Origin of the sequence: Chryseobacterium camelliae (genome assembly GCF_002770595.1) — a bacterium.
Lineage (GTDB): Bacteria > Bacteroidota > Bacteroidia > Flavobacteriales > Weeksellaceae > Chryseobacterium > Chryseobacterium camelliae.
This window is the reverse complement of the sequence record NZ_CP022986.1, coordinates 807,040-826,451: the sequence shown is the minus strand read 5'-3', so window position 1 is coordinate 826,451 and position 19,412 is coordinate 807,040. Positions and strand designations below refer to the sequence as shown.

Here is a 19,412-nt window from a genome sequence, read left to right as displayed (position 1 = left end):
ATGATCTCCATATGAAAAAACTTTCCCTTTTAGCAGTAACCTTATTGTTTAGTCAGCAGGGATTCTCCCAACAGCTGAGTGCAGAACACAAAGGGTTGGTTGATAAGGAAATGAAATCTTTTACCCAAAAGATGACTGCCTATAATGTCAATCCCAATACCCTTAACTATGACCTGCTGTACCAAAGGATGGAGGTCAGCCTGGATCCGGCTGTTTACAATATTTCCGGCTCTGTCACATCGCATTTTAAGCCGTCGCAGAGCATGAGCAGCATCTATTTTGACCTGGCCAATACGCTGACGGTTTCTCAGGTGCAGTATCACGGGACCAACCTCATTTTCCAGCAGCTGCCTACAAAGGAAGTCAGGATTGATTTCGCGTCTTCGCTTCCGGCTAATGTGACGGACTCATTAAAGATTACCTATTCCGGACCGCCGGCTACTGATAACAACGCATTTTCAAGCGGATCACAGAACGGGACACCCATTATTTCCACACTGAGCGAGCCTTACGGAGCCCAGGACTGGTTCCCGACAAAACAAAGCATGAATGATAAGATCGACCGTTTCGACTTTAAAATTACTGCACCATCACAGTACAATGTGGCAGCCAACGGTAAACTGATGTCTGAGACCCAGCTTCAGAATGGGAAAAAGCTCACATTCTGGAGGACCATGTATCCTATGGCTTCTTATCTCGTCGCCCTGGCTATCACCAATTTTACCAAACTGAATGATACCATGGGATCGCCGCCGTTCCCTTTTGTAAACTATGTATACCCAACCACGGCCAATAATACGTCAACGATGTCCAATATCAACTGGACGAAGCAGGTGATGGATACTTTTGAAACTTATTTCGGAGCTTATCCGTTCAGGAATGAGAAATACGGGCATATGGAATTCCAGTACGGCGGGACCTGCATGGAACACCAGACCATGTCTTCCATGAGCAGCTGGGACAGGGGAGTGATTGCCCACGAACTTGCGCATCAGTGGTTTGGCGATAAGGTAACCTGCGGCACGTGGAATGATATCTGGCTGAATGAAGGCTTTGCCACCTTCGGCGAACACCTGGCCAATGAAAAACTTCTGATGACCAATACCCAGTTCATGACTTATCTGCTGGGGCAGAAAAATTATATTACGGGAGCGCCGGGAGGAAGCGTGTATGTGGACGATTCCAATTTGGACAATATCGGAGTGATTTTCAGCAGCAGGCTGTCTTATGCTAAAGGAGGCTATGTTCTCAGGATGCTGAAGTGGATTTTAGGCGATACGGCTTTTTACCAGGCCTTAAAAGAGTATCATTCCAGGCCCAACCTGGCCTACAGCTATGCTAAGACCGCGGATCTTAATACCTCATTACTACAGTCAACCGGCAAGGATTTTACGGAATTCTTCAACGACTGGATCTACGGAGAAGGGTATCCTACGTATACCATCCGCTGGAAACAGAACGGAAATCAGGTTACTTTCAGGGCTTCCCAGGTGCAGAGCAGCCCTACGGTAAGTTTCTTTGAAATGCCGTTACCCATAAAAGTAAACGGAACCGGTGGACAGGTAGCTTATTTTGCCCTGAACAATACCACCAACAACCAGTATTTTACGCAGACCGTATCTTTCCCGGTAGCCAGTGTGGAGTTCAATTATGAATACCAGATCCTGGAGAAAAATTCCACAGTGGCCCAGGATGCGACTTTAGGAACAGCAGATCTCCCAACCGAAACATTTGCCCTTTATCCTAATCCGGCACGCAATGAGCTGAACATAAAAGGAATCTTCCAAAAAACGGATTATACCATCTACTTTACAGACGGAAAGCTGGTTAGAAAGGCTGCCTACGAGCCTGGCAAAGCAGTCAATATCGCTGAGCTGGTTCCGGGAACCTATATGTTCAGGATTAAGGACAAGGATATAAAATTTATCAAATACTAACATACAGGAGCTTTCAGTTTAGATCTGAAAGCTCTTTTGTTTTTTAATGGCTTTATCAGCCCTTCTTCTGGCTGCTTTCACTTTATGCCTGAACCAGCGCTCTTTGAAAATGGTACGCATCAGGTTATCAAAGTTACGGATGACAACCATATTTTTGAATCCGCGCCACTTCTCCAGCCAGCTGGAAGGCAGGGCACGGACAGAAACCGAATAGCCTTCCGTTTCGTACTGGATGTAGTGCCACCAGCCTGAAGGAATATACAGGGTCTCGCCGGGTTGGATGACCGCTTCATAACCGTTGATGTATTTCAGTCCGGGGAACTCATCATAATCCGGTTCTTTTACATTCGCAAGGCTGTGGAAATTGTATGGCAGTTTATACATCAGGTCAGACTGTTCCCATGGGAAAAGCCAGATGCGCTTGATGCCCTGGAATTGTGTGATAAAAACATGCGACATATCAATGTCAATGTGGTTCCGGGTCACAGAGCCTTCGCCTCCGAAAAACATAAAAGGCAGCCATTTCAGGACTTTGCCATCGGTAACATCATGATATTGAAGGTCGCTTTTAAGTTCCGGTTTTATGGTCAGGAGATTGAACAGGAAAAGCCGTTCTTCAGTAGGCGCGGTACGGATCTGGTCAAGGTATTCGGAGAACGTGCTCTGCCGTACAGGCTTGCTGGCCACCCTGTCGAGAGATTCTATTTCGCTGCCGTAAATATTGACCTGATGGTCTCCGGCGATAGATTTAAAATAATCATAATTCCACTTTTGGAAGGCAGGGCTTCCGGGATCAACAAAATCTTCCAGTACTACAGGCTTGGCTGTCTTCATATGGTTTTTCAGGAAATCTCCGGCATTCATTTGCCTGACCTTCGGTATGGGCGATAGATTCATACTTCATTATTTAGACTCACAAAGATAATGATTAGTCTACTTTTTAAATAGACTAATTTAGTTAAATAAGCCCTTTGTTTCCGCCGGGAAGAATAAAAAGTAGAGGGCTCTTTAGTTTACTGCCTTTTTCTTAAATTAGCACATCTAAAATTAACAATAATGATCTCTGAAAAATACCTTCAGCATTTACAGAACGAACTTGAGAATATTGAAAATGACGGACTCTACAAAAGAGAGCGCATCATCACTTCCCAGCAGAGTGCTGAGATTGAAGCCAACGGAAAGAAATTACTGAATTTCTGCGCCAATAATTATCTGGGACTATCCAACCATCCTGATGTGATGAAAGCATCCCAGGATATGATTGAATCCCATGGCTACGGAATGTCTTCCGTGCGTTTCATCTGCGGGACTCAGGACATCCACAAACAGCTGGAACAGAAGATTGCTGATTTCCTCGGGCTGGAAGACACTATTCTTTACGCAGCCTGTTTTGATGCCAACGGAGGGGTTTTTGAACCGTTATTTACGGAAGAAGATGCCATTATTTCAGATGAACTGAACCACGCATCCATTATTGATGGGGTACGTCTTTGCAAAGCGGCAAGATACCGGTACAAAAACAACAATATGGAAGACCTGGAAGCGCAGCTGATGGCAGCATCCGAGAAAGATCACAGGTTTAAAATCATTGTAACGGACGGAGTATTTTCCATGGATGGTATTGTTGCTGACCTGAAAGGCGTTTGCGACCTGGCGGATAAATACAATGCGCTGGTAATGGTTGATGATTCCCATGCAACAGGATTCATAGGAAAAACAGGACGCGGAACGCACGAAGCCAATGAAGTAATGGGCAGGGTAGATATTATTACCTCTACTTTAGGAAAGGCCCTTGGAGGAGCTTTGGGCGGATTTACTTCTGGTAAAAAGGAGATCATTGATATGCTGAGACAGCGTTCAAGACCCTATCTGTTCTCCAATTCACTGGCTCCGGGAATCGTTGGGGCTGCGCTGAAAGTATTGGATATGATTTCTGAGGATACGTCTCTTCGTGACCGTGTCATGGAAAATGCAGCCTATTTCAGGACCGAAATGAAAGCAAAGGGGTTTGATATCCCGGACGGGGACGCTGCTATAGTTCCGGTGATGCTGTATGATGCGCCTCTCGCTCAGAAAATGGCTGAAAAGCTGATGGATGAAGGCATTTATGTGATCGGGTTCTTCTATCCGGTGGTGCCGAAAGGAAAAGCAAGGATCAGGGTACAGCTTTCCGCAGCCCATACCAGAGAACATCTGGATAAAGCCATTGCCGCTTTTGAAAAAGTAGGTAAGGCACTGAATGTGATTTCTTAAATTAATATATTTCTACCTGAGTGGAATTAAACAGGATTTTCTATATTTGTGGAAATCCTGTTTTTTTTATGAATAAAATACTTGTTCCTGTTTTAATGGTATTATGCATGGCTTCCTGCACAACCAAAATGAATCAGTATATCAAAGACGATCATCATGTCAGTAAAAGGCATGGGAAATGGAAAGAGGAATATTCGGCTGATGAAGGAACCCTGGTTGCTATAGGAAAGTACAGGAACGGAGAGAAAACAGGAACCTGGAAAACATTCCTGGGGAATAGGCTGTACGAAAAAAATAAGATCAGGAAAGACATCACAAAAACCAAACGGTATTTTCCCAATGGTAAGGTGATGGAATCAGGTCAGTCCAAGCTTGAAATTTCGGCCCGTGAAAGGCACTGGTTTTATTTCGGCCCATGGAAATATTATACTCAGGAGGGCAGGCTGTCTTACATCAAGATCTATCATCAGGGCAGTAAAGCAGACAGCATCTCAATGGCCAAAGGTTTGACCGTAGAAACCAACTGATAACTATTTAAAATCTATGATACAAAAATTTACCTGTTTTATTTTTCTTTTACTTGGACTTGGGATTTCTGCCCAGCAGGGTGATTACCGTTCCATTATTACCGTGAGCGGATTCGCTCCGCTCCGAGATTATCGCTGGAATGTCGGGTACATGCACCGCCTGAATGAACGTTGGTGGCTCGGTACAGAAGTAGCCTACGGACGGAAGGGGATGACCCCTTATCATATTGAAGAAAACGACCATACCATCTTTGAGGTGAAGCCGGAAGTCTACTACAGCCTTGCACCGGATTCCAAGCTGAAACATTTTATCTCTGCTGAATTTTCTTACCTTAACCATCAGTCTAAAAAAATCAATGAAGAATACAGTGATGAAACAGGTTCATACTACCATTTCCAGTCTGCGGATTATGAAAGGACACGCCAGGCACTGAGCATCAATTACAGCATTTTGCTGCACAGGGAATCTTCATGGTTCGGTTTTATGCCGAAGGTAGGAATCGGGATTGCCCACCGGAACATCAGGTACCGGAATGTACAAGGCAAAGAATATGGGGTTGAACCCATCAATGTATTTGGTTTCCTGAACGACAGGGACAAGGAACAGGAAGGTTTCCGTCCGCATTTTAATGTAGACATCAAATTTATCTTTAAGTTTTGATATAATTACAGGGCCTGGTTACAGAATCACAGATTCTTAAACCAGGTCTTTTTAAATAAATCTATTGTTACAGCGGAGGCTTTATTTTTTCCTACTTTCTCCGGTAACCCTTATTTTCCCGTCATTTTTTTATATTAAATGCTGAATTTTTGTGAAATAAACTATCTTTGCAAACAAATTTTCAGGATGCTGTACACCATTATCAAAGCACTGCACATTATCTTCATGGTGAGCTATTTTGCAGGGATTTTCTACCTGGTAAGGATCTTTGTGTACTACAAGGATACCGATGCCTTTCCGGAAGACAAGAAACGCATTTTACGGGAACAGTATATTTTCATGGCGCGAAGGCTGTGGAACATCATCACGGTCCCTGCCGGAGTGATTATGGCGGTATGCGGGATCATCATGATTTTCCTGAATACGGGACTGATGAAAACGCCCTGGTTCCACCTGAAGCTTACCTTCCTGGTAGGGCTGGCTGCGTACCACTACTGGTGCTGGAAGAAAGTGCTGCGGCTGAAGGAGCTTAACGGGCAAACCCTTGAAACCGCAAATATCAAATTGAGGCAGGCTAATGAGATTGCGACTTTTATTCTCTTCCTGGTCGTGTTTACCGTGATCCTGAAATCTATGGTGATTGAATACTGGTGGCAATTAATTACCGGATTTTTCGTTCTGGTAGTGCTGATCATGATGACGGTGAAGCTGGTGAATAAAAACAAGAAAAAATAAAATTGTTGAAGAGGTAATGCAGTTGGCTGCAAACCGGTGCATTCCTGAATACATAAATACTTTTTACCTTTTACTATAAAAACTATGTTTGCAATTTTAAAAAAAGAACTCTGGAGTTATTTCGGGAACTGGAGCGCCTGGGTGATTATGGCGGCATTCAGCCTGATCGTTACGCTCTTCCTGTTTTTTTTCGATAACGATTCCAATATCTTCGAAATCGGGATGGCTTCCCTGCAAAGTTATTTTGTGCTGGTGCCGTGGCTGCTGATGTTCATTATTCCGGCCCTTTCCATGAAGACCTTTGCCGAAGAGCATCAGACCGGGACCCTGAACTGGCTGTTTTCGCAGCCTCTGAAAGTTTCGGACCTTGTTTTCGGGAAGTTCCTTTCGGTATGGATCGTGGGTATTCTTTGCCTCATCCCTTCACTGATCTACCTGTACACCGTATATGTATTAGGCGTTCCTGCCGGGAATATCGACCTTGGGATGACCTTCGGGAGCTATATCGGGTTAATTATTTTAATTGCAGCCTTTTCAGGTGTGGGAATCCTGGCTTCATCACTTTCCCAGAACCAGATCATGGCTTACCTTTTGGGCGTTTTCATGTGTTTCATCATGTATTTCGGGATCGAGCAGCTGGCCAGTTACAAGCTGCTGGGCGGTGCAGACTTCATCCTGCAGAGCATAGGTTTTTACCAGCACTTTTTAGGGTTTACCAGAGGGCTGATTGATTTCAAAGATGTCGCCTATTTTGTCCTGATGATCGGTATTACCTTAGTATTGTCCAACCATTTTATCCAAAAAAAGAAGTAAACGTATGAAGAAGATTTCATTCAGGTCTCCGTTGGGCATTGTACTGTTCCTGATCCTTCCGCTCGCCGTGGTCCTCTATATTTCCGGGATCAGGCTTGACCTTACCAAAGAAAAACGCTATACACTTTCTGAGAATACCGTTAAAGTGCTTGAATCCGTAAAGAAACCGCTGACGGTGGATGTGTACCTCGAAGGAGATTTCCCGGCGAGCTTCAAGCAGCTTCAGAGTGAGACGCGTTTCATGCTGGAAGAATTCAGGAAGATCAATCCGAAGATCGATTTTAAATTTATAGATCCCATTAAAAGCAAGATCTCACAGGATACCCTGATGGCTATGGGCATGCAGCCTTCTGTGCTGCCGGATATCAAAGACGGGAAAGTCTCGCAGATCTACCTGTTTCCGTATGCCGTGATCAAATACAACAACAGAGGGGTTTCCATTCCTTTGGTGGTGCAGCAGACCGGGATAGATGCGGATGCACAGCTCAATAAATCCATTGAAAACCTGGAATACAACCTGGTTTCCAACATCAAAAACGTATCGGCTGATAAAAGAAAGAAAATCGGCGTCCTGGTCAATCAGGATGAGCTGAGCCCGGATGAGTTCCAGGGATTCATGCATCTGGCACTGGAAAATTATGATGCCGGACCGATCATCCCTAAAAACCAGAAAGAACTGAGCCTTGCCGATGTGCCTTTGCTGAAGCAGATGAGCGCACTGGTGATTGCCAAGCCCAGAAAAGCCTTTACCGATAATGAAAAGGTGATCCTGGACCAGTACATCATGAACGGAGGCAGGACCTTATGGATGATTGATGCCGTGAATGCCGAAATGGATACCCTGACACGATCCAAAAAGGTAATGCCGTTCCCGGTAGACATCAATATGACCGATTTCTTCTTCAATTACGGGATCAGGATCAATCCTGCCCTGGTAAAGGATGTGAAGAAATTTGCCCTGCTGAGGCTGGTCACCGGTGAAGTAGGCGGGAACCCGCAGTACACCAGCCTTCCCTGGCCGTATTTCCCATTAGGAATCGCTGAAAAAGATAACCCGGTAACCAAAAATATCAATCCGGTAAAATTTGAGTTCCCGACTTCCATCGATACGCTCGGAAGGAAAAACATCAAAACCAACGTACTTTTCGAATCCAGCGAAAGAACCCTGCTGAAACAGGTCCCGAATTATGTAGACCTGAAGGAAATCGCCAGCGTAGACAGTTTAGGACAAATGGAAAAGCCGAGCACTCCGAAAATATATGCCGTATCCCTTGAAGGGAAATTCACGTCTGCCTATGCATCCAGGATTGAACGGAAATCATATCCCGGTTTTAAAGCGGTGAGTCCGGAGAATAAAATGATCGTGATTGCGGACGGTGATGTAGGACGGAATAAAGTCATCAAGGGACAGCCGTTGCCGTTAGGCGTGGATATGCTGACCAATGAACAGTTCGGAAACGAACAGTTCCTCAGAAATGCCCTGGATTATCTGTTGGATGACAGCAACCTTATGGAACTGAGAAACCGCAACATCGAAGAAAGGCTTCTCGACCGGCAGAGGATTACCGAAGAAAAAACCAACTGGCAATGGCTGAATTTACTGCTGCCGCTTGCCATCATCGGACTGCTGGGAGGACTGTTCTTCTGGCTGAGGAAAAAGAAGTTTGAATAAATAAATGATATAGAAAAAGAGAAGCCTGTAAGCTTCTCTTTTTTATTGTCTTTCCTGCATTTTTCCAGGATTTTGTCTGGTATCGAAAACATCAGTAATTTCGATTCTGTCTACTTTTGTGTTACACCAGTAGATAATTTTATAATTTTTATAAGCCAAATATCTGAAATTCTCTTTTCTGGGTAAAAGCAATTCTTCTTTTTGTCCCATTTCTTTTTGAAGTTCGAGCGTTTTTGTCTTTTTCACAATTCCGGTGATAAGATCCTTCGCAATTCTCTGATTCACTCTTACTTTGTAGTAATCAAAAATGTTTTTTAATTGTTCTTTCGCAAAGTCTGTCCAGAATACTTTCATTCCCATTGCCTTATTTCAAAAAGCAATTCATCAGATTCGGTTACTCTATTGTTGTCTGAATCATCTAATGACCGGTCAATTCTTTGATTGAATTCTTCCATAGAAAAAGGCTGAACATAATCTTCTTTCTCTGATTTTGAAAAAACATATTTTTCAATTTTGTCAAAAAACAGCTCATCCTGCAATTGAGCAAGGTAAGTGATCAAATGTAATTTTCTTGTTTGAAGATCCATAACTGATATCTTTTAATCAAAAATACAAATTAATTTTTAATGTTATATTCAATACGAAATAGTCTTTATCAATAAGATATAAAGGCTGTTATCTTCCTTCAGTGAGGTTTTGAGCTTTGTAAATGATAAATCTGAGGTATCGTAAAAAAAAAAAAGAGAAACCTATTGGTCTCTCCATGTTTCTAACTGTTTTTCAGCCTTTCATTTTCCTGTTTCAAAGCCTCATTCTGTTCTCTCAATAAATTAATATAATCATTAAGATTCCCTAGTACATGTTCCGGTACATTAAAATATTGATTGAAGTTTCCGGAATTATCGTGAAAAATAGGATTGTTGTTAACGATATTTAGGGGTTTTTCCTCTTTGATATCATCCACTTCCACCTCCAGTGCTTTGGCCAGTTTTTCCCATTCATCATCATACATTCTTACTTCCCCTCTTTCTTTCCGGGAGTAGTTGGATGGATCTGTTGAGATGACGCTTGCCAGCTTTTCCTGAGAGATTCCTCTTTGTTTTCTTAGATTTTTTAGCTTTTCCATAGTTGCGGTATTCGTGCTTTGTACAAATATAGAGAAAATTGTGTTCATGTAAAATGCATGGCTGTAATTGTCCGGATATTCCGGATACTTTGATTGAATAATAAGTAAAAACCCCCGTTTTTGAAAATCAGTATTTACCCTCAGTTGCGTTTGTGCATTTCCGTCTAATTTTGAGGTAATGAAGAAGGAATTTATAACCGAAAATCTTGTTTATCAGTTTTAACCTAAATCCTAAATATTATGCCAACAATTCGTGACAATGCCTTTATCCTTCATGTAATGGATGGGGTAAGCAATTTACAGATCTCTATTACAGATCATTCCATTACTTCCGGGCAGCCCTGGGAAAATACGCCTTCGGTAACTAATAAAGGAAGCAATGCCTGGGAAATTATGGTGCGGGCCGGAAGAAAAGGCAGCGATGGAGTAGCCGGCTGGTTCAGAAACCAGATCTCAGGCGGCATTGCTATCGGATGCAGCACTTCCGAAAGCATGCCCGCTGAATTGAATTTTGCTTTCACCTGTAATCTTTCTTTTGATTACAATAATAAACATTGCCAGATCAACGGCGTCGTGATCGGACAGGGGCACAACTGGATGTCTCAGAACAACTGGTGGATCGGCAGCCGGCAACTTAAGAAAACCGGGAATGTTTATATGCTTTCTACAGATCCGGGAACCGATTTCAACTGCAATATTGCAGTATCCGGGGTCAACGAGTTTTATTTTTCCCTCAATATGACGGAATGGATGGGCAAGCTCAGCCAGAATACTTCTTTGCTGGCCCTTAGCGTGCCGGGAACCCATGATTCCGGAACCTATAAAATATCTTCCGTAATTGTAGGAGCAAGATGCCAGAATTATGACATTGGAAGGCAGCTTGAAGACGGCATACGCTTTCAGGACATCCGGCTGGTGAACGATTCCAATACTTCAGATCCTCTGGTGCTGTATCATGGATTTGTTTCCTGCGATGTAAGTTTCGGGCAGGTACTCGATGCCTGTGATGCTTTCCTGAAAAGCCATCCATCCGAAGTAATCCTGATGTCTGTAAATAATGAAAAGGGAGGGGAGGATATTTCTGCCAACTTTATTACCTACCTCAAGAAATATGATTCCCTGTATTACAAAGGCAATACAATCCCTGACCTTCAGCAGGCGAGAGGGAAAATCGTATTTTTCTACCGGTTTGACCTGAATGTGGGAACTTCCGGAATCGATAAAAATGCGGTCGGAGTCCGTTTCGGGCCGTGGCAGGATGATCAGACATTTGAATCGGTAAACGCCAACCAGCAGAAATTTTACATTGAAGACAACTACCAGAGCTATGATACCCATAAAAAGGCAGAACTGGTACAGGCTAATTTGGAAAGAGCAGTAAAAACGGATGCCGCTAATCAGCAGATTCTTTATCTAACGTTCAATAGTATTGCCGTCGGATTCATGCATCATACGCCCTACCAGTATGCCTGGGGCGGTTTAGGGATAGATCCCGCCATGGATCCGTGGCTGCGGGATTATACCCGGTATTCCGGGAAGAAACGGTTAGGTATTATTCCGCTTGATTTTTATAACAACGGTGGCGATAACCCTGTTGAAAACGGTCTTATCAATAACATCATCCAGTCGAATTATTAATGGAAATTAAATCATTAAAAAAACAGAAGCCATCCTGGCTTCTGTCTTTTGTATCATGGAGAAACTCAGTGAAACAATTTCCTGAATTCCAGCGGCGATTGACTGGTTTTCTGCTTAAAAAGCTTGCTGAACGACTGCGGATGCTCAAATCCCAGTTCATAAGCAATTTCACTCACAGATAAATTCGTAGTGCTCAGGCGTTCCTTGGCATAATCGATCAGCTTGTTCTGGATATGCTGTTGCGTATTCTGTTGCGTATGGATTCGCAGCAGGCTGCCGAGATAATTGGGAGAGATATTCAGCTGTTCCGCAATGGCGGTGACGGAAGGAATACCATGTTCCAGAAGGCTTCCATTTTCAAAATAACCGGAAAGGACTTCCTCGAATTTGTCAAGCAGCTCATGGCTGGATTTTTTCCGGGTAAGGAATTGCCGTTCATAAAACCGTTCAGAATAGATCAGGAACAGTTCCAGCTGGGCAACTATCAGTTCCTGGGTAAACTTATCGATGTTGTTCCGGTATTCCTTTTCAATATTTTTAAACAGGTCAACGATGATATTCTCTTCTTTTTCTGACAGAAACAGGGCTTCATTGATCCGGTAGCTGAAAAACTCATAGGATTTCATTTTCCTGATCAGGGACGTTCCCCAAAGAAAATCGGGGTGGATCAGCAGCAGGTATCCAGTGGGCGCTACTTCCACATCCAGCTTCATTTCAATCCGAAGAAACTGGAGCGGGGACACAAAGCACAGCACGCCGGAATCAAAATCATATTCCTGCTGTCCGTAATTAAACCGGGCATTCACGTTCCTTTTCAGGCCTATGGAATAATAGTTCTGGATCCATTTCATTTCGTCATCATTGACCGGATACTGCACCTTGCTGTAATCAATGAGGCTGATCAGCGGATGTTCAGGTTTCGGCAGGCCACAGAATGCATGGAAATCCGAAATCGAATTAAAACGGAACGTCTCTTTCATAAGCACTAAGTTATTTAATTAAATTAAAAAGAATGCATTCTTTTATTTTGGATGTTCAATCTAGATTTTAGATGAGAGATGATAGACATTAGACAATCAATTTTGGATTTTAGATTATAGATTTTGAATTTTGAAGGATGTCGATTAACTAACGATCAGAAACGACCTAGGAAAGAAAGGCGTTAAGAAAATGAGGGCTGTAAACGTTAAGAAAATTCTTCTGTCCGAAGCGCGGCACAAGAACTTCAGAGATAGTGCTCTTAGTCAATCCGCACAAGTTTAGAATTTTTAGTAAACAGCCTTTATTTTTAGCCTTTCTTTCGAGTCTTGAGGTGAAATTCACCGACTTTACGGAGGCAACTTATTTCTTTTGTTTGACAATGTCAAATTTTCGATTTCAAGACAAAAGAACATTAAATAGCCGTGGATACCGTCAGGTTCTCCCAAGCTTTTGCATCCTTCGTAATTGCGTCAATCTTATTGTTCAGAAACTCCTGGGTTTCGATGCCAAGCAGGAAATGAACCGGTGGATGATCTTCTTTGCTTAATGCGATCAATGCTTCCGCTGCTTTTACAGGATCGTTCGGCTGGTTTCCGTTGATCTCATTCAGGTGTGCCTGTTCGGAATTCCTGGCCGATTCATACGCTTCGATCGCATGGGCAGGCGTTTTTGCTGATTCCTGGGTTAAAAAATCGGTGCGGAAATATCCTGGGTACACCACGGTTGCATGAACCCCGAACGGCCGGATTTCTTCCGCCAGAGCTTCCGTAAATCCGGCAACAGCAAATTTAGTGGAACAATAAATTCCCCAGCCCGGAAAGTTCCCTGCATAACCGCCAATAGAGGAGATGTTGAAAATCTTCCCTGATCTCTGTTCCCGAAGGTAGGGCATCGCATTCCGGATCACATTCAGGCTTCCGAAAACATTGACCTCGAAATTCGCTTTGGCTTCCTCATCTGTCAGTTCTTCCAACGTTCCCAACTGGCCGTAACCGGCATTGTTGACAATGACATCCAGGTTTCCGAAATGCTCAACCGTTTTGGCAACGGAAGATTGTACATCGGAATTATCCGTAATATCCATGCCCAATGGCAAGAAGTTTTCTGACGCCTCCCCGAAAGAAGAAACCAAAGAACCTACACTGCGGCTCGTGGCCGCCACCCGGAATCCTTCCGATAATAACTTTTTAACCAGTTCAAATCCTAATCCTTTTGAGGCTCCTGTAACGAACCATACTTTGTTTGTTTCCATTGTGAATATTTATTTTGAATGATGGTACAAAGATCAGCAGCGGAAGCACAGAAAAACTAACCCAATCCACCGGTGATGTAACCGAATCGTGAAGGGAATATGATTTTAGATGAGAGATGATAGACGGATAGATGATAGACAGAGAATTTTGAATTTTGAATTTTAGATTTTAAATTATAGATTTTAGATGAGAGATGGTAGATGGTAGACGAATTTTAAATTTGACTACTATTGATTAACAGGCATTACAATCGATCTGGGAAAGAAAGGCGTTAAGAAAATGAAGGCTGTGACCGTTAAGAAAATTCTTCTGTCCGAAGCGCGGCACAAAAACTTCAAAGACAGTGCCCATAGCTGATCCGCGCAAGTTTAGAATTTTTAGAGCACAGGCTTTATTTTTAGTCTTTCTTTCCAGTCTTGATCTTTTGTTTCTTTTGTATCAAGACAAAAGAAAAGAGGGGGGCATATGATTTTAGATGAGAGATGATAGACGGATAGATGATAGACAGAGAATTTTGAATTTTGAATTTTAGATTTTAAATTATAGATTTTAGATGAGAGATGGTAGATGGTAGACGAATTTTAAATTTGACTACTATTGATTAATAGGAATTACAATCGACCTGGAAAAGAAAGGCGTTAAGAAAATAAAGGCTGTAAACATCAAGAAAATTACTTTTTCGGAAACACGGTATCAAAAAAGATGCGCTTAAATAAACGCATCTTATATATTATGATCCCTATTGAAATAGGAGATGGTGCATCGATACCAAATCCCATTACCAAGGACTGATTCCATCCTCATCTTCAATGTCATTGCTGAAATACTGGCCGGTCGGACCATGTTCATCAGCCAGAGTATGTTTGACGATGAAAGATGCAGCACTTTCTACGGAACCCGGCCCGTTGTGATGATTGAAATCCGTTGCGGTATATCCGGGATCGATTACGTTGACCTTAAAAGGAAGATCCCGAAGTTCGTAGGCAAGGACAATGGTGTAAGCATTCAAAGCGGATTTGGAAGGACCGTAAGCAGCATTTTTTACATGATAGTATTTCCATGAAGGATCGCTGTGCAGAGTAAGGGATCCTAACCCGGAAGTGATATTGCTGATTCTCGGCTGGTCAGATTTCTTCAAAAGGTCCAGGAACGTTTGGGTAACGCTGATAACGCCGAAGAAATTGGTTTCGAAAACGGTTTTGATGTCTTCAACGGCCGTATTCTCTGCAGTTTGCGGAATAACGCCTAAAATGCCGGCATTGTTGATCAGGATGTCAAGTTTTCCCTGTTCATTTTTGATGCGCTCTTTGGCATTGAGGACAGATTCCGGATTGGTGACGTCAATTTCAATAGCCCTGAGGTTCTGAAATCCTTTTTCGGTAAGATCTTCTATAATCTCTTCTCCTTTGGTAAGGTCGCGGCTTCCTAAATATACAAGCAATCCTTTTTTGGAAAGCTGTTTTGCGGTTTCGAGCCCGATGCTTCTGTTGGCTCCTGTAATCAGTACGGTTTGCATGTCTTTTTTAATTTTAATTAATGTTGAAGCAAAATTCCATCAATTTCCCGGACTGGCATTTGCCATTTGACAAAAAGAACAAAACACCCCTAATTCTAAAACTCTAACACCCTAAAATCCTCCAACTTTCTTTCTAACCTGCCCGATTCATCGTACTCCTTTCCTGATCCTGCTCAGAGAAGACTGGGTAATGCCCAGGTAAGAAGCGACATAGGAAAGCGGAATACGGTTGACTGCATTGGGATAGACGTCAAGGAATTTCAGGTAGCGGGTTGTGGCATCTTCAGAAACCAATGGACTGCGCCGTTCTACTTTTTGTATCAGTGCCTTTGAAATGATCTTATGTACTATAGCATCAAAACCAACAATGGTCTGCAGAAGTTCCGTCCAGTCTTTCTTTGAAAAAACAATCATCCTGCAGTCGGTAACGGCCTGTACATAGGCGCTGGAACAGATTTCATGATCGAAGCTTTCCAGGTCTACAACGAGATTGTTTTCATCAATAAAATACTTTGTGATTTCGTCACCCGTGTTATTGTAATAGCATACGCGAAGGATACCTTCATAAATAAATCCGATTCTGCGGGCTACTTTTCCGGCTTCTGAGAAATATTCATCTTTTGGGAGGCAGATTTCCGTTGCTTTTTCCGCAATAAAATCCATCTGCTGCTGATTGAGGTTCCCAAAGGTCAGGATAAAATCAAATAATTCTTTCATGCGTGCAATTTAGAGAAAGATAAGGGACCGGCTTTTGCCATTTGGTAAAAAATAAAAAGAGGAAGGACTAAAATTTATGATACACCTTTTGAATCGTATCCCATAAGGAACGGAAGGCAGATTCTATCACTACCTGACAAATAATCTCTGCAAGAAACCTGAGGATTCCTGCAGCCATATGGATCATAAATTCAACAATAATTTCCATAGCTAAACATCCTTGATGAAATCTTCATATTCATAATAGAACCTTTCGAAGCCATCCATCTTGTCCATGAAAAATTCGAAGATCTGCTGCCAGGTATTTTTATTGAAAATTGAAACACCATGGAGCTCGACCCAGATTTTGCTGATGACCTTTCCGTTTTCCATCGTAAAATATTCTTCTTTGTGGAAATCACCGATGAAATCTTTCAGCATGTCTTCCAGGGACCAGATTTTTTCATAGTAAGCATTACGGAAAACCTCATCTTTCATTTCGATATCCAGCGAAACTTCGGCCTTTTTGTTGTCTGCGTAAAACTTAAATGACATATCCTTGATCTTGGTATCATACAAGATCCATTTCCTTGGGAAAGACTTTCCGAAAGCCGTCCAAAACTCCTTTTTTAACTGCTGTGCTTCCTGTTTGCTGAACATAAAACAAACTTAGTGATTTGAGGGGAGAAAAGCAAAGGAGCAAATGAGACCGCTCATATGATGAGGAAAAAGGTTAGCGATGGTAAAGAATGGTGCTTTCGTCCTTCTCCTGATCATCTTAGCCATTCCGTCTTCGAAATTTAAAGGATTCTCCCGTTGCTCCATCAAAACAAATTTCTTAATTTTGCTGTAATGCTGTCCAAAAAATCTCAATATGCTTTTAAGGCCCTTTCATACCTTGTTGAAAAAAGGAATGAAGGACCTATCCTGATCTCAGAAATTGCAGAGCACAAGAAAATACCTCTGAAATTCCTGGAGAATATCCTGCTTGAACTTAAAAAAGCAGATATCCTCGACAGTAAAAAAGGGAAAGGAGGCGGATATTTTTTCAGGGAAAATCCTGAAAATGTGAAGCTGGCAAAAATCATCAGGCTGGTGAACGGACCCATTGCCCTGCTTCCGTGTGTAAGCCTTAATTTTTACGAAAAATGTGATGACTGCAATGAAGATCATTGCGGACTGCACGACGTGCTGATCGAGGTTCGCGATGCCTCGCTGAATATTCTGGAGAAAAAAACACTGATGGATTTGATCGACTGATTTAAATCCTTTTTTTTGAATAATTAGTCTACTTGTTTGGTAGGATAATTATTTTATCAGATATTTGTGTCAGTCTAAACGAATATCAATGATTTCAACAGAAGATGCAGACATACTGAAGGAGCTTCCGGCAGAGGAGGGGCTGAAGTTTATCGCTTCAAGGTTTCATTCCGGAGTAGTTTTCTCCACTTCACTGGGGCAGGAGGACCAGGTCATCACTGATATGATCTTTAAAAACCAGCTTCCCATACAAGTCTTTACCTTAGATACGGGAAGGCTTTTTTATGAGCATTATGAACTTCTTTCCAATAACAATTCAAAATACAAAACCAGTACGAAGGTCTATTTTCCGGAATCGTCTGATGTGGAGCAGTTTGTGAATGAAAAAGGCATCAACGCATTTTACCATTCTGTAGAGAACAGGAAAGAGTGCTGCTACATCCGCAAAGTAAAACCCCTGAACAGAGCCCTGGAAAATGCAACGGTATGGATTACCGGCCTCCGTGCGGAACAGTCGGAAAACCGCGGCCATATGCCTGTCCTTGAATGGGATGAGGAACGGCAGCTGTATAAATACAATCCGCTCATGCACTGGAGTTACCAGGATGTGCTGGATTACCTTCAAAATCACGGCATACAGGAACTTTCCCTGCATAAAAAGGGATTCATCAGCGTCGGATGCCAGCCGTGTACACGAGCCATCGCAGAAGGGGAAAATCCCCGGGCCGGCCGGTGGTGGTGGGAAGCCTCACAGAAAGAATGCGGACTGCACAGTTAACGGATAAACAACCTTCAAATCATGAACGACCAACTTAATTACCTGGAACAGCTGGAGGCTGAAAGCATTTATATTATGCGGGAAGTCGCAGCACAGTTTGAAAAACCTGCTTTGCTGTTCAGCGGAGGGAAAGATTCTATTACCCTCGTCCATCTTGCTATAAAAGCTTTTGCACCGATGAAAATTCCGTTTCCATTGGTCCATATCGATACCGGGCACAATTTTCCGGAGGCATTGCAGTTCAGGGACCAGCTCGCTGAGCGTATCGGTGCCGAAATTATTGTAAGAAACGTGGAAGATACCATCAGGAATAAAAAACTGACCGAGCCTAAAGGGAAATTTGCTTCCAGGAACTGGCTGCAGACCCATACCTTACTGGATACCATTGAAGAGTTCCAGTTTGATGCCTGTATCGGGGGAGCAAGAAGGGATGAAGAAAAGGCGCGAGCCAAAGAGCGTTTCTTCTCGGTACGGGATGAATTCGGGCAATGGGACCCGAAACTTCAGCGGCCTGAATTATGGGACATCTACAACGGAAGGATCAATAAAGGAGAAAACGTCCGTGTGTTCCCCATTTCCAACTGGACGGAACTGGATGTATGGAATTACATCAGGAAAGAACAGATTCCGCTTCCGCCAATTTATTTTGCCCATGACCGTGAAGTCATTGAATACGACGGACAGCTCATTGCCGTCTCAGATTTTATCCGCATCGACGCAACTGATGAGATCATCCGCAAAAAAGTACGGTACAGGACCGTAGGAGATATGACGTGTACAGCAGCGGTGGAAAGCACAGCAGAAACTCTGGATGAGGTGGTCAGTGAAATTACTGCCTCCAGGATTTCTGAACGCGGAGAAACCAGAATTGATGACCGCGTAACGGAAGCTGCTATGGAAGACCGGAAAAAGGGCGGTTACTTTTGATGGGGAAAGGTCTTGAATTTAGATTTTAGATGAGAGATGATAGACGGATAGATGAGAGACAGGGAATTTTGAATTTTAGATTTTAGATTAAGATCGTTGACGGATTTTAAATTTGACTACTATTGATTAACAGGCTACCTAGGAAAGAAAGGCGTTAAGAAAATAAGGACTGTGAACGTTAAGAAAATTCTTCTGTCCGCAGCGCGGCTGGAAAGTTAAAAGACAGTGCTCATAGCTGATCCGCGCAAGTTTAGAATTTGTAGAGCACAGGCTTTATTTTTAGCCTTTCTTTCCAGTCTTGAATTTTTGTTTCTTTTGCTTCAGGGCAAAAGAAAAGAGCGGGAAATTTTTAGATTATAAATTTTAGATTTTAGATGAAAGATGATAGACGGAAAGACGAGAGACGTTGATAATGAATTTTGGCAGATGTTGATTAACCAACGTTAAAAATCGACTTAGGAAAGAAAGGCGTTAAGAAAATTCTTCTGTCCGAAGCGCGGGCTGGAAAGTTAAAAGACATTGCTCACAGCTGATCCGCGCAAGTTTAGAATTTTTAGTGAACAGGCTTTATTTTTAGCCTTTCTTTCCAGTCTTGATCTTTTGTTTCTTTTGTATCAAGACAAAAGAAAAGAGCGGGAA

At 42.7% G+C, this 19,412-nt stretch carries 20 protein-coding genes; 11 read left to right on the top strand and 9 right to left on the bottom strand.

Translation table 11 applies throughout. The annotated features are described in order from the left end of the window. The first annotated feature begins 11 nt into the window (after nt 1-11). Nucleotides 12-1,937, top strand: coding sequence for a M1 family metallopeptidase (locus tag CGB83_RS03810; protein WP_100074603.1), 1,926 nt, complete (start codon nt 12-14; stop codon nt 1,935-1,937). Nucleotides 1,938-1,955: 18 nt separating this feature from the next. Here the strand turns inward: CGB83_RS03810 and CGB83_RS03805 are convergent, their stop codons facing one another. Continuing rightward, nucleotides 1,956-2,834 (bottom strand): cupin-like domain-containing protein, encoded by an 879-nt coding sequence (locus tag CGB83_RS03805; RefSeq protein WP_100074602.1) that lies wholly within the window; start codon nt 2,832-2,834, stop codon nt 1,956-1,958. A 159-nt stretch (nt 2,835-2,993) separates the two neighbouring features. Here CGB83_RS03805 and kbl point away from each other — a divergent pair, with 159 nt between their 5' ends. The 6 genes from kbl (at nt 2,994) to gldG (ending at nt 8,598) form a co-directional block, all read left to right on the top strand. Then, nucleotides 2,994-4,190 (top strand): glycine C-acetyltransferase, encoded by a 1,197-nt coding sequence (gene kbl, locus CGB83_RS03800; protein ID WP_100074601.1) that lies wholly within the window; start codon nt 2,994-2,996, stop codon nt 4,188-4,190. A 68-nt stretch (nt 4,191-4,258) separates the two neighbouring features. After that, a complete protein-coding gene (locus CGB83_RS03795) occupies nt 4,259-4,717 on the top strand; it encodes a toxin-antitoxin system YwqK family antitoxin (RefSeq protein WP_100074600.1) in 459 nt (152 codons plus the stop codon). Nucleotides 4,718-4,733: 16 nt separating this feature from the next. Beyond that, the gene (locus tag CGB83_RS03790) at nt 4,734-5,378 is read left to right on the top strand and encodes a hypothetical protein (RefSeq protein WP_100074599.1); all 645 of its coding nucleotides are present in this window, start codon (nt 4,734-4,736) and stop codon (nt 5,376-5,378) included. A 186-nt stretch (nt 5,379-5,564) separates the two neighbouring features. Further along, nucleotides 5,565-6,113 carry a CopD family protein gene (locus tag CGB83_RS03785; RefSeq protein ID WP_100074598.1) on the top strand — a complete coding sequence of 183 codons (549 nt, stop codon included), beginning with the start codon at nt 5,565-5,567 and terminating at the stop codon, nt 6,111-6,113. An 84-nt stretch (nt 6,114-6,197) separates the two neighbouring features. Continuing rightward, entirely contained in the window at nt 6,198-6,926 is a 729-nt protein-coding gene (locus tag CGB83_RS03780; RefSeq protein WP_100074597.1) for an ABC transporter permease, read from the top strand. Between the two features lie 4 nt (nt 6,927-6,930). Further along, nucleotides 6,931-8,598 (top strand): gliding motility-associated ABC transporter substrate-binding protein GldG, encoded by a 1,668-nt coding sequence (gldG, locus tag CGB83_RS03775; protein ID WP_100074596.1) that lies wholly within the window; start codon nt 6,931-6,933, stop codon nt 8,596-8,598. A 42-nt stretch (nt 8,599-8,640) separates the two neighbouring features. On the opposite strand, the gene CGB83_RS03770 is transcribed toward gldG, so the two are convergent. The 3 genes from CGB83_RS03770 to CGB83_RS03760 form a co-directional block, all read right to left on the bottom strand. After that, a complete protein-coding gene (locus CGB83_RS03770) occupies nt 8,641-8,952 on the bottom strand; it encodes a type II toxin-antitoxin system RelE/ParE family toxin (protein WP_228420075.1) in 312 nt (103 codons plus the stop codon). After that, complete coding sequence (locus tag CGB83_RS03765; RefSeq protein WP_100074594.1) at nt 8,949-9,185, bottom strand: hypothetical protein; 237 nt, start codon at nt 9,183-9,185, stop codon at nt 8,949-8,951. The genes CGB83_RS03770 and CGB83_RS03765 overlap by 4 nt, the downstream gene beginning before the upstream one ends. 182 nt (nt 9,186-9,367) lie before the next feature. Then, entirely contained in the window at nt 9,368-9,724 is a 357-nt protein-coding gene (locus tag CGB83_RS03760; protein WP_100074593.1) for a helix-turn-helix domain-containing protein, read from the bottom strand. Nucleotides 9,725-9,964: 240 nt separating this feature from the next. Between CGB83_RS03760 and CGB83_RS03755 the strand changes: the two genes are divergently transcribed. Further along, nucleotides 9,965-11,362 (top strand): phosphatidylinositol-specific phospholipase C, encoded by a 1,398-nt coding sequence (locus CGB83_RS03755; protein ID WP_100074592.1) that lies wholly within the window; start codon nt 9,965-9,967, stop codon nt 11,360-11,362. Nucleotides 11,363-11,427: 65 nt separating this feature from the next. Here CGB83_RS03755 and CGB83_RS03750 read toward each other — a convergent pair whose 3' ends face one another. The 5 genes from CGB83_RS03750 to CGB83_RS03730 all read right to left on the bottom strand — a co-directional run bounded on the left by CGB83_RS03750 (nt 11,428) and on the right by CGB83_RS03730 (nt 16,468). Beyond that, nucleotides 11,428-12,342 carry a helix-turn-helix domain-containing protein gene (locus CGB83_RS03750; RefSeq protein ID WP_100074591.1) on the bottom strand — a complete coding sequence of 305 codons (915 nt, stop codon included), beginning with the start codon at nt 12,340-12,342 and terminating at the stop codon, nt 11,428-11,430. Between the two features lie 413 nt (nt 12,343-12,755). After that, complete coding sequence (locus CGB83_RS03745) at nt 12,756-13,595, bottom strand: SDR family NAD(P)-dependent oxidoreductase (RefSeq protein ID WP_100074590.1); 840 nt, start codon at nt 13,593-13,595, stop codon at nt 12,756-12,758. 779 nt (nt 13,596-14,374) lie between these two features. Then, on the bottom strand, nt 14,375-15,112 hold the full coding sequence (locus tag CGB83_RS03740) for an SDR family NAD(P)-dependent oxidoreductase (RefSeq protein ID WP_100074589.1): 738 nt from the start codon (nt 15,110-15,112) through the stop codon (nt 14,375-14,377). Between the two features lie 147 nt (nt 15,113-15,259). Further along, on the bottom strand, nt 15,260-15,829 hold the full coding sequence (locus tag CGB83_RS03735; protein ID WP_100074588.1) for a Crp/Fnr family transcriptional regulator: 570 nt from the start codon (nt 15,827-15,829) through the stop codon (nt 15,260-15,262). 210 nt (nt 15,830-16,039) lie between these two features. Next, nucleotides 16,040-16,468 carry a DUF4268 domain-containing protein gene (locus tag CGB83_RS03730; RefSeq protein ID WP_100074587.1) on the bottom strand — a complete coding sequence of 143 codons (429 nt, stop codon included), beginning with the start codon at nt 16,466-16,468 and terminating at the stop codon, nt 16,040-16,042. Nucleotides 16,469-16,660: 192 nt separating this feature from the next. On the opposite strand from CGB83_RS03730, the gene CGB83_RS03725 reads away from it, so the two are divergent. From CGB83_RS03725 to cysD, 3 genes are all read left to right on the top strand, one after another. Next, nucleotides 16,661-17,068: an RrF2 family transcriptional regulator gene (locus CGB83_RS03725; RefSeq protein WP_100074586.1), complete on the top strand. Its 408-nt coding sequence runs from the start codon at nt 16,661-16,663 to the stop codon at nt 17,066-17,068. A gap of 88 nt (nt 17,069-17,156) precedes the next feature. Further along, nucleotides 17,157-17,846, top strand: coding sequence for a phosphoadenylyl-sulfate reductase (locus tag CGB83_RS03720; RefSeq protein ID WP_100074585.1), 690 nt, complete (start codon nt 17,157-17,159; stop codon nt 17,844-17,846). Between the two features lie 21 nt (nt 17,847-17,867). Further along, nucleotides 17,868-18,773, top strand: coding sequence for a sulfate adenylyltransferase subunit CysD (gene cysD, locus CGB83_RS03715; RefSeq protein ID WP_100074584.1), 906 nt, complete (start codon nt 17,868-17,870; stop codon nt 18,771-18,773). Nucleotides 18,774-19,412 lie beyond the last annotated feature (639 nt).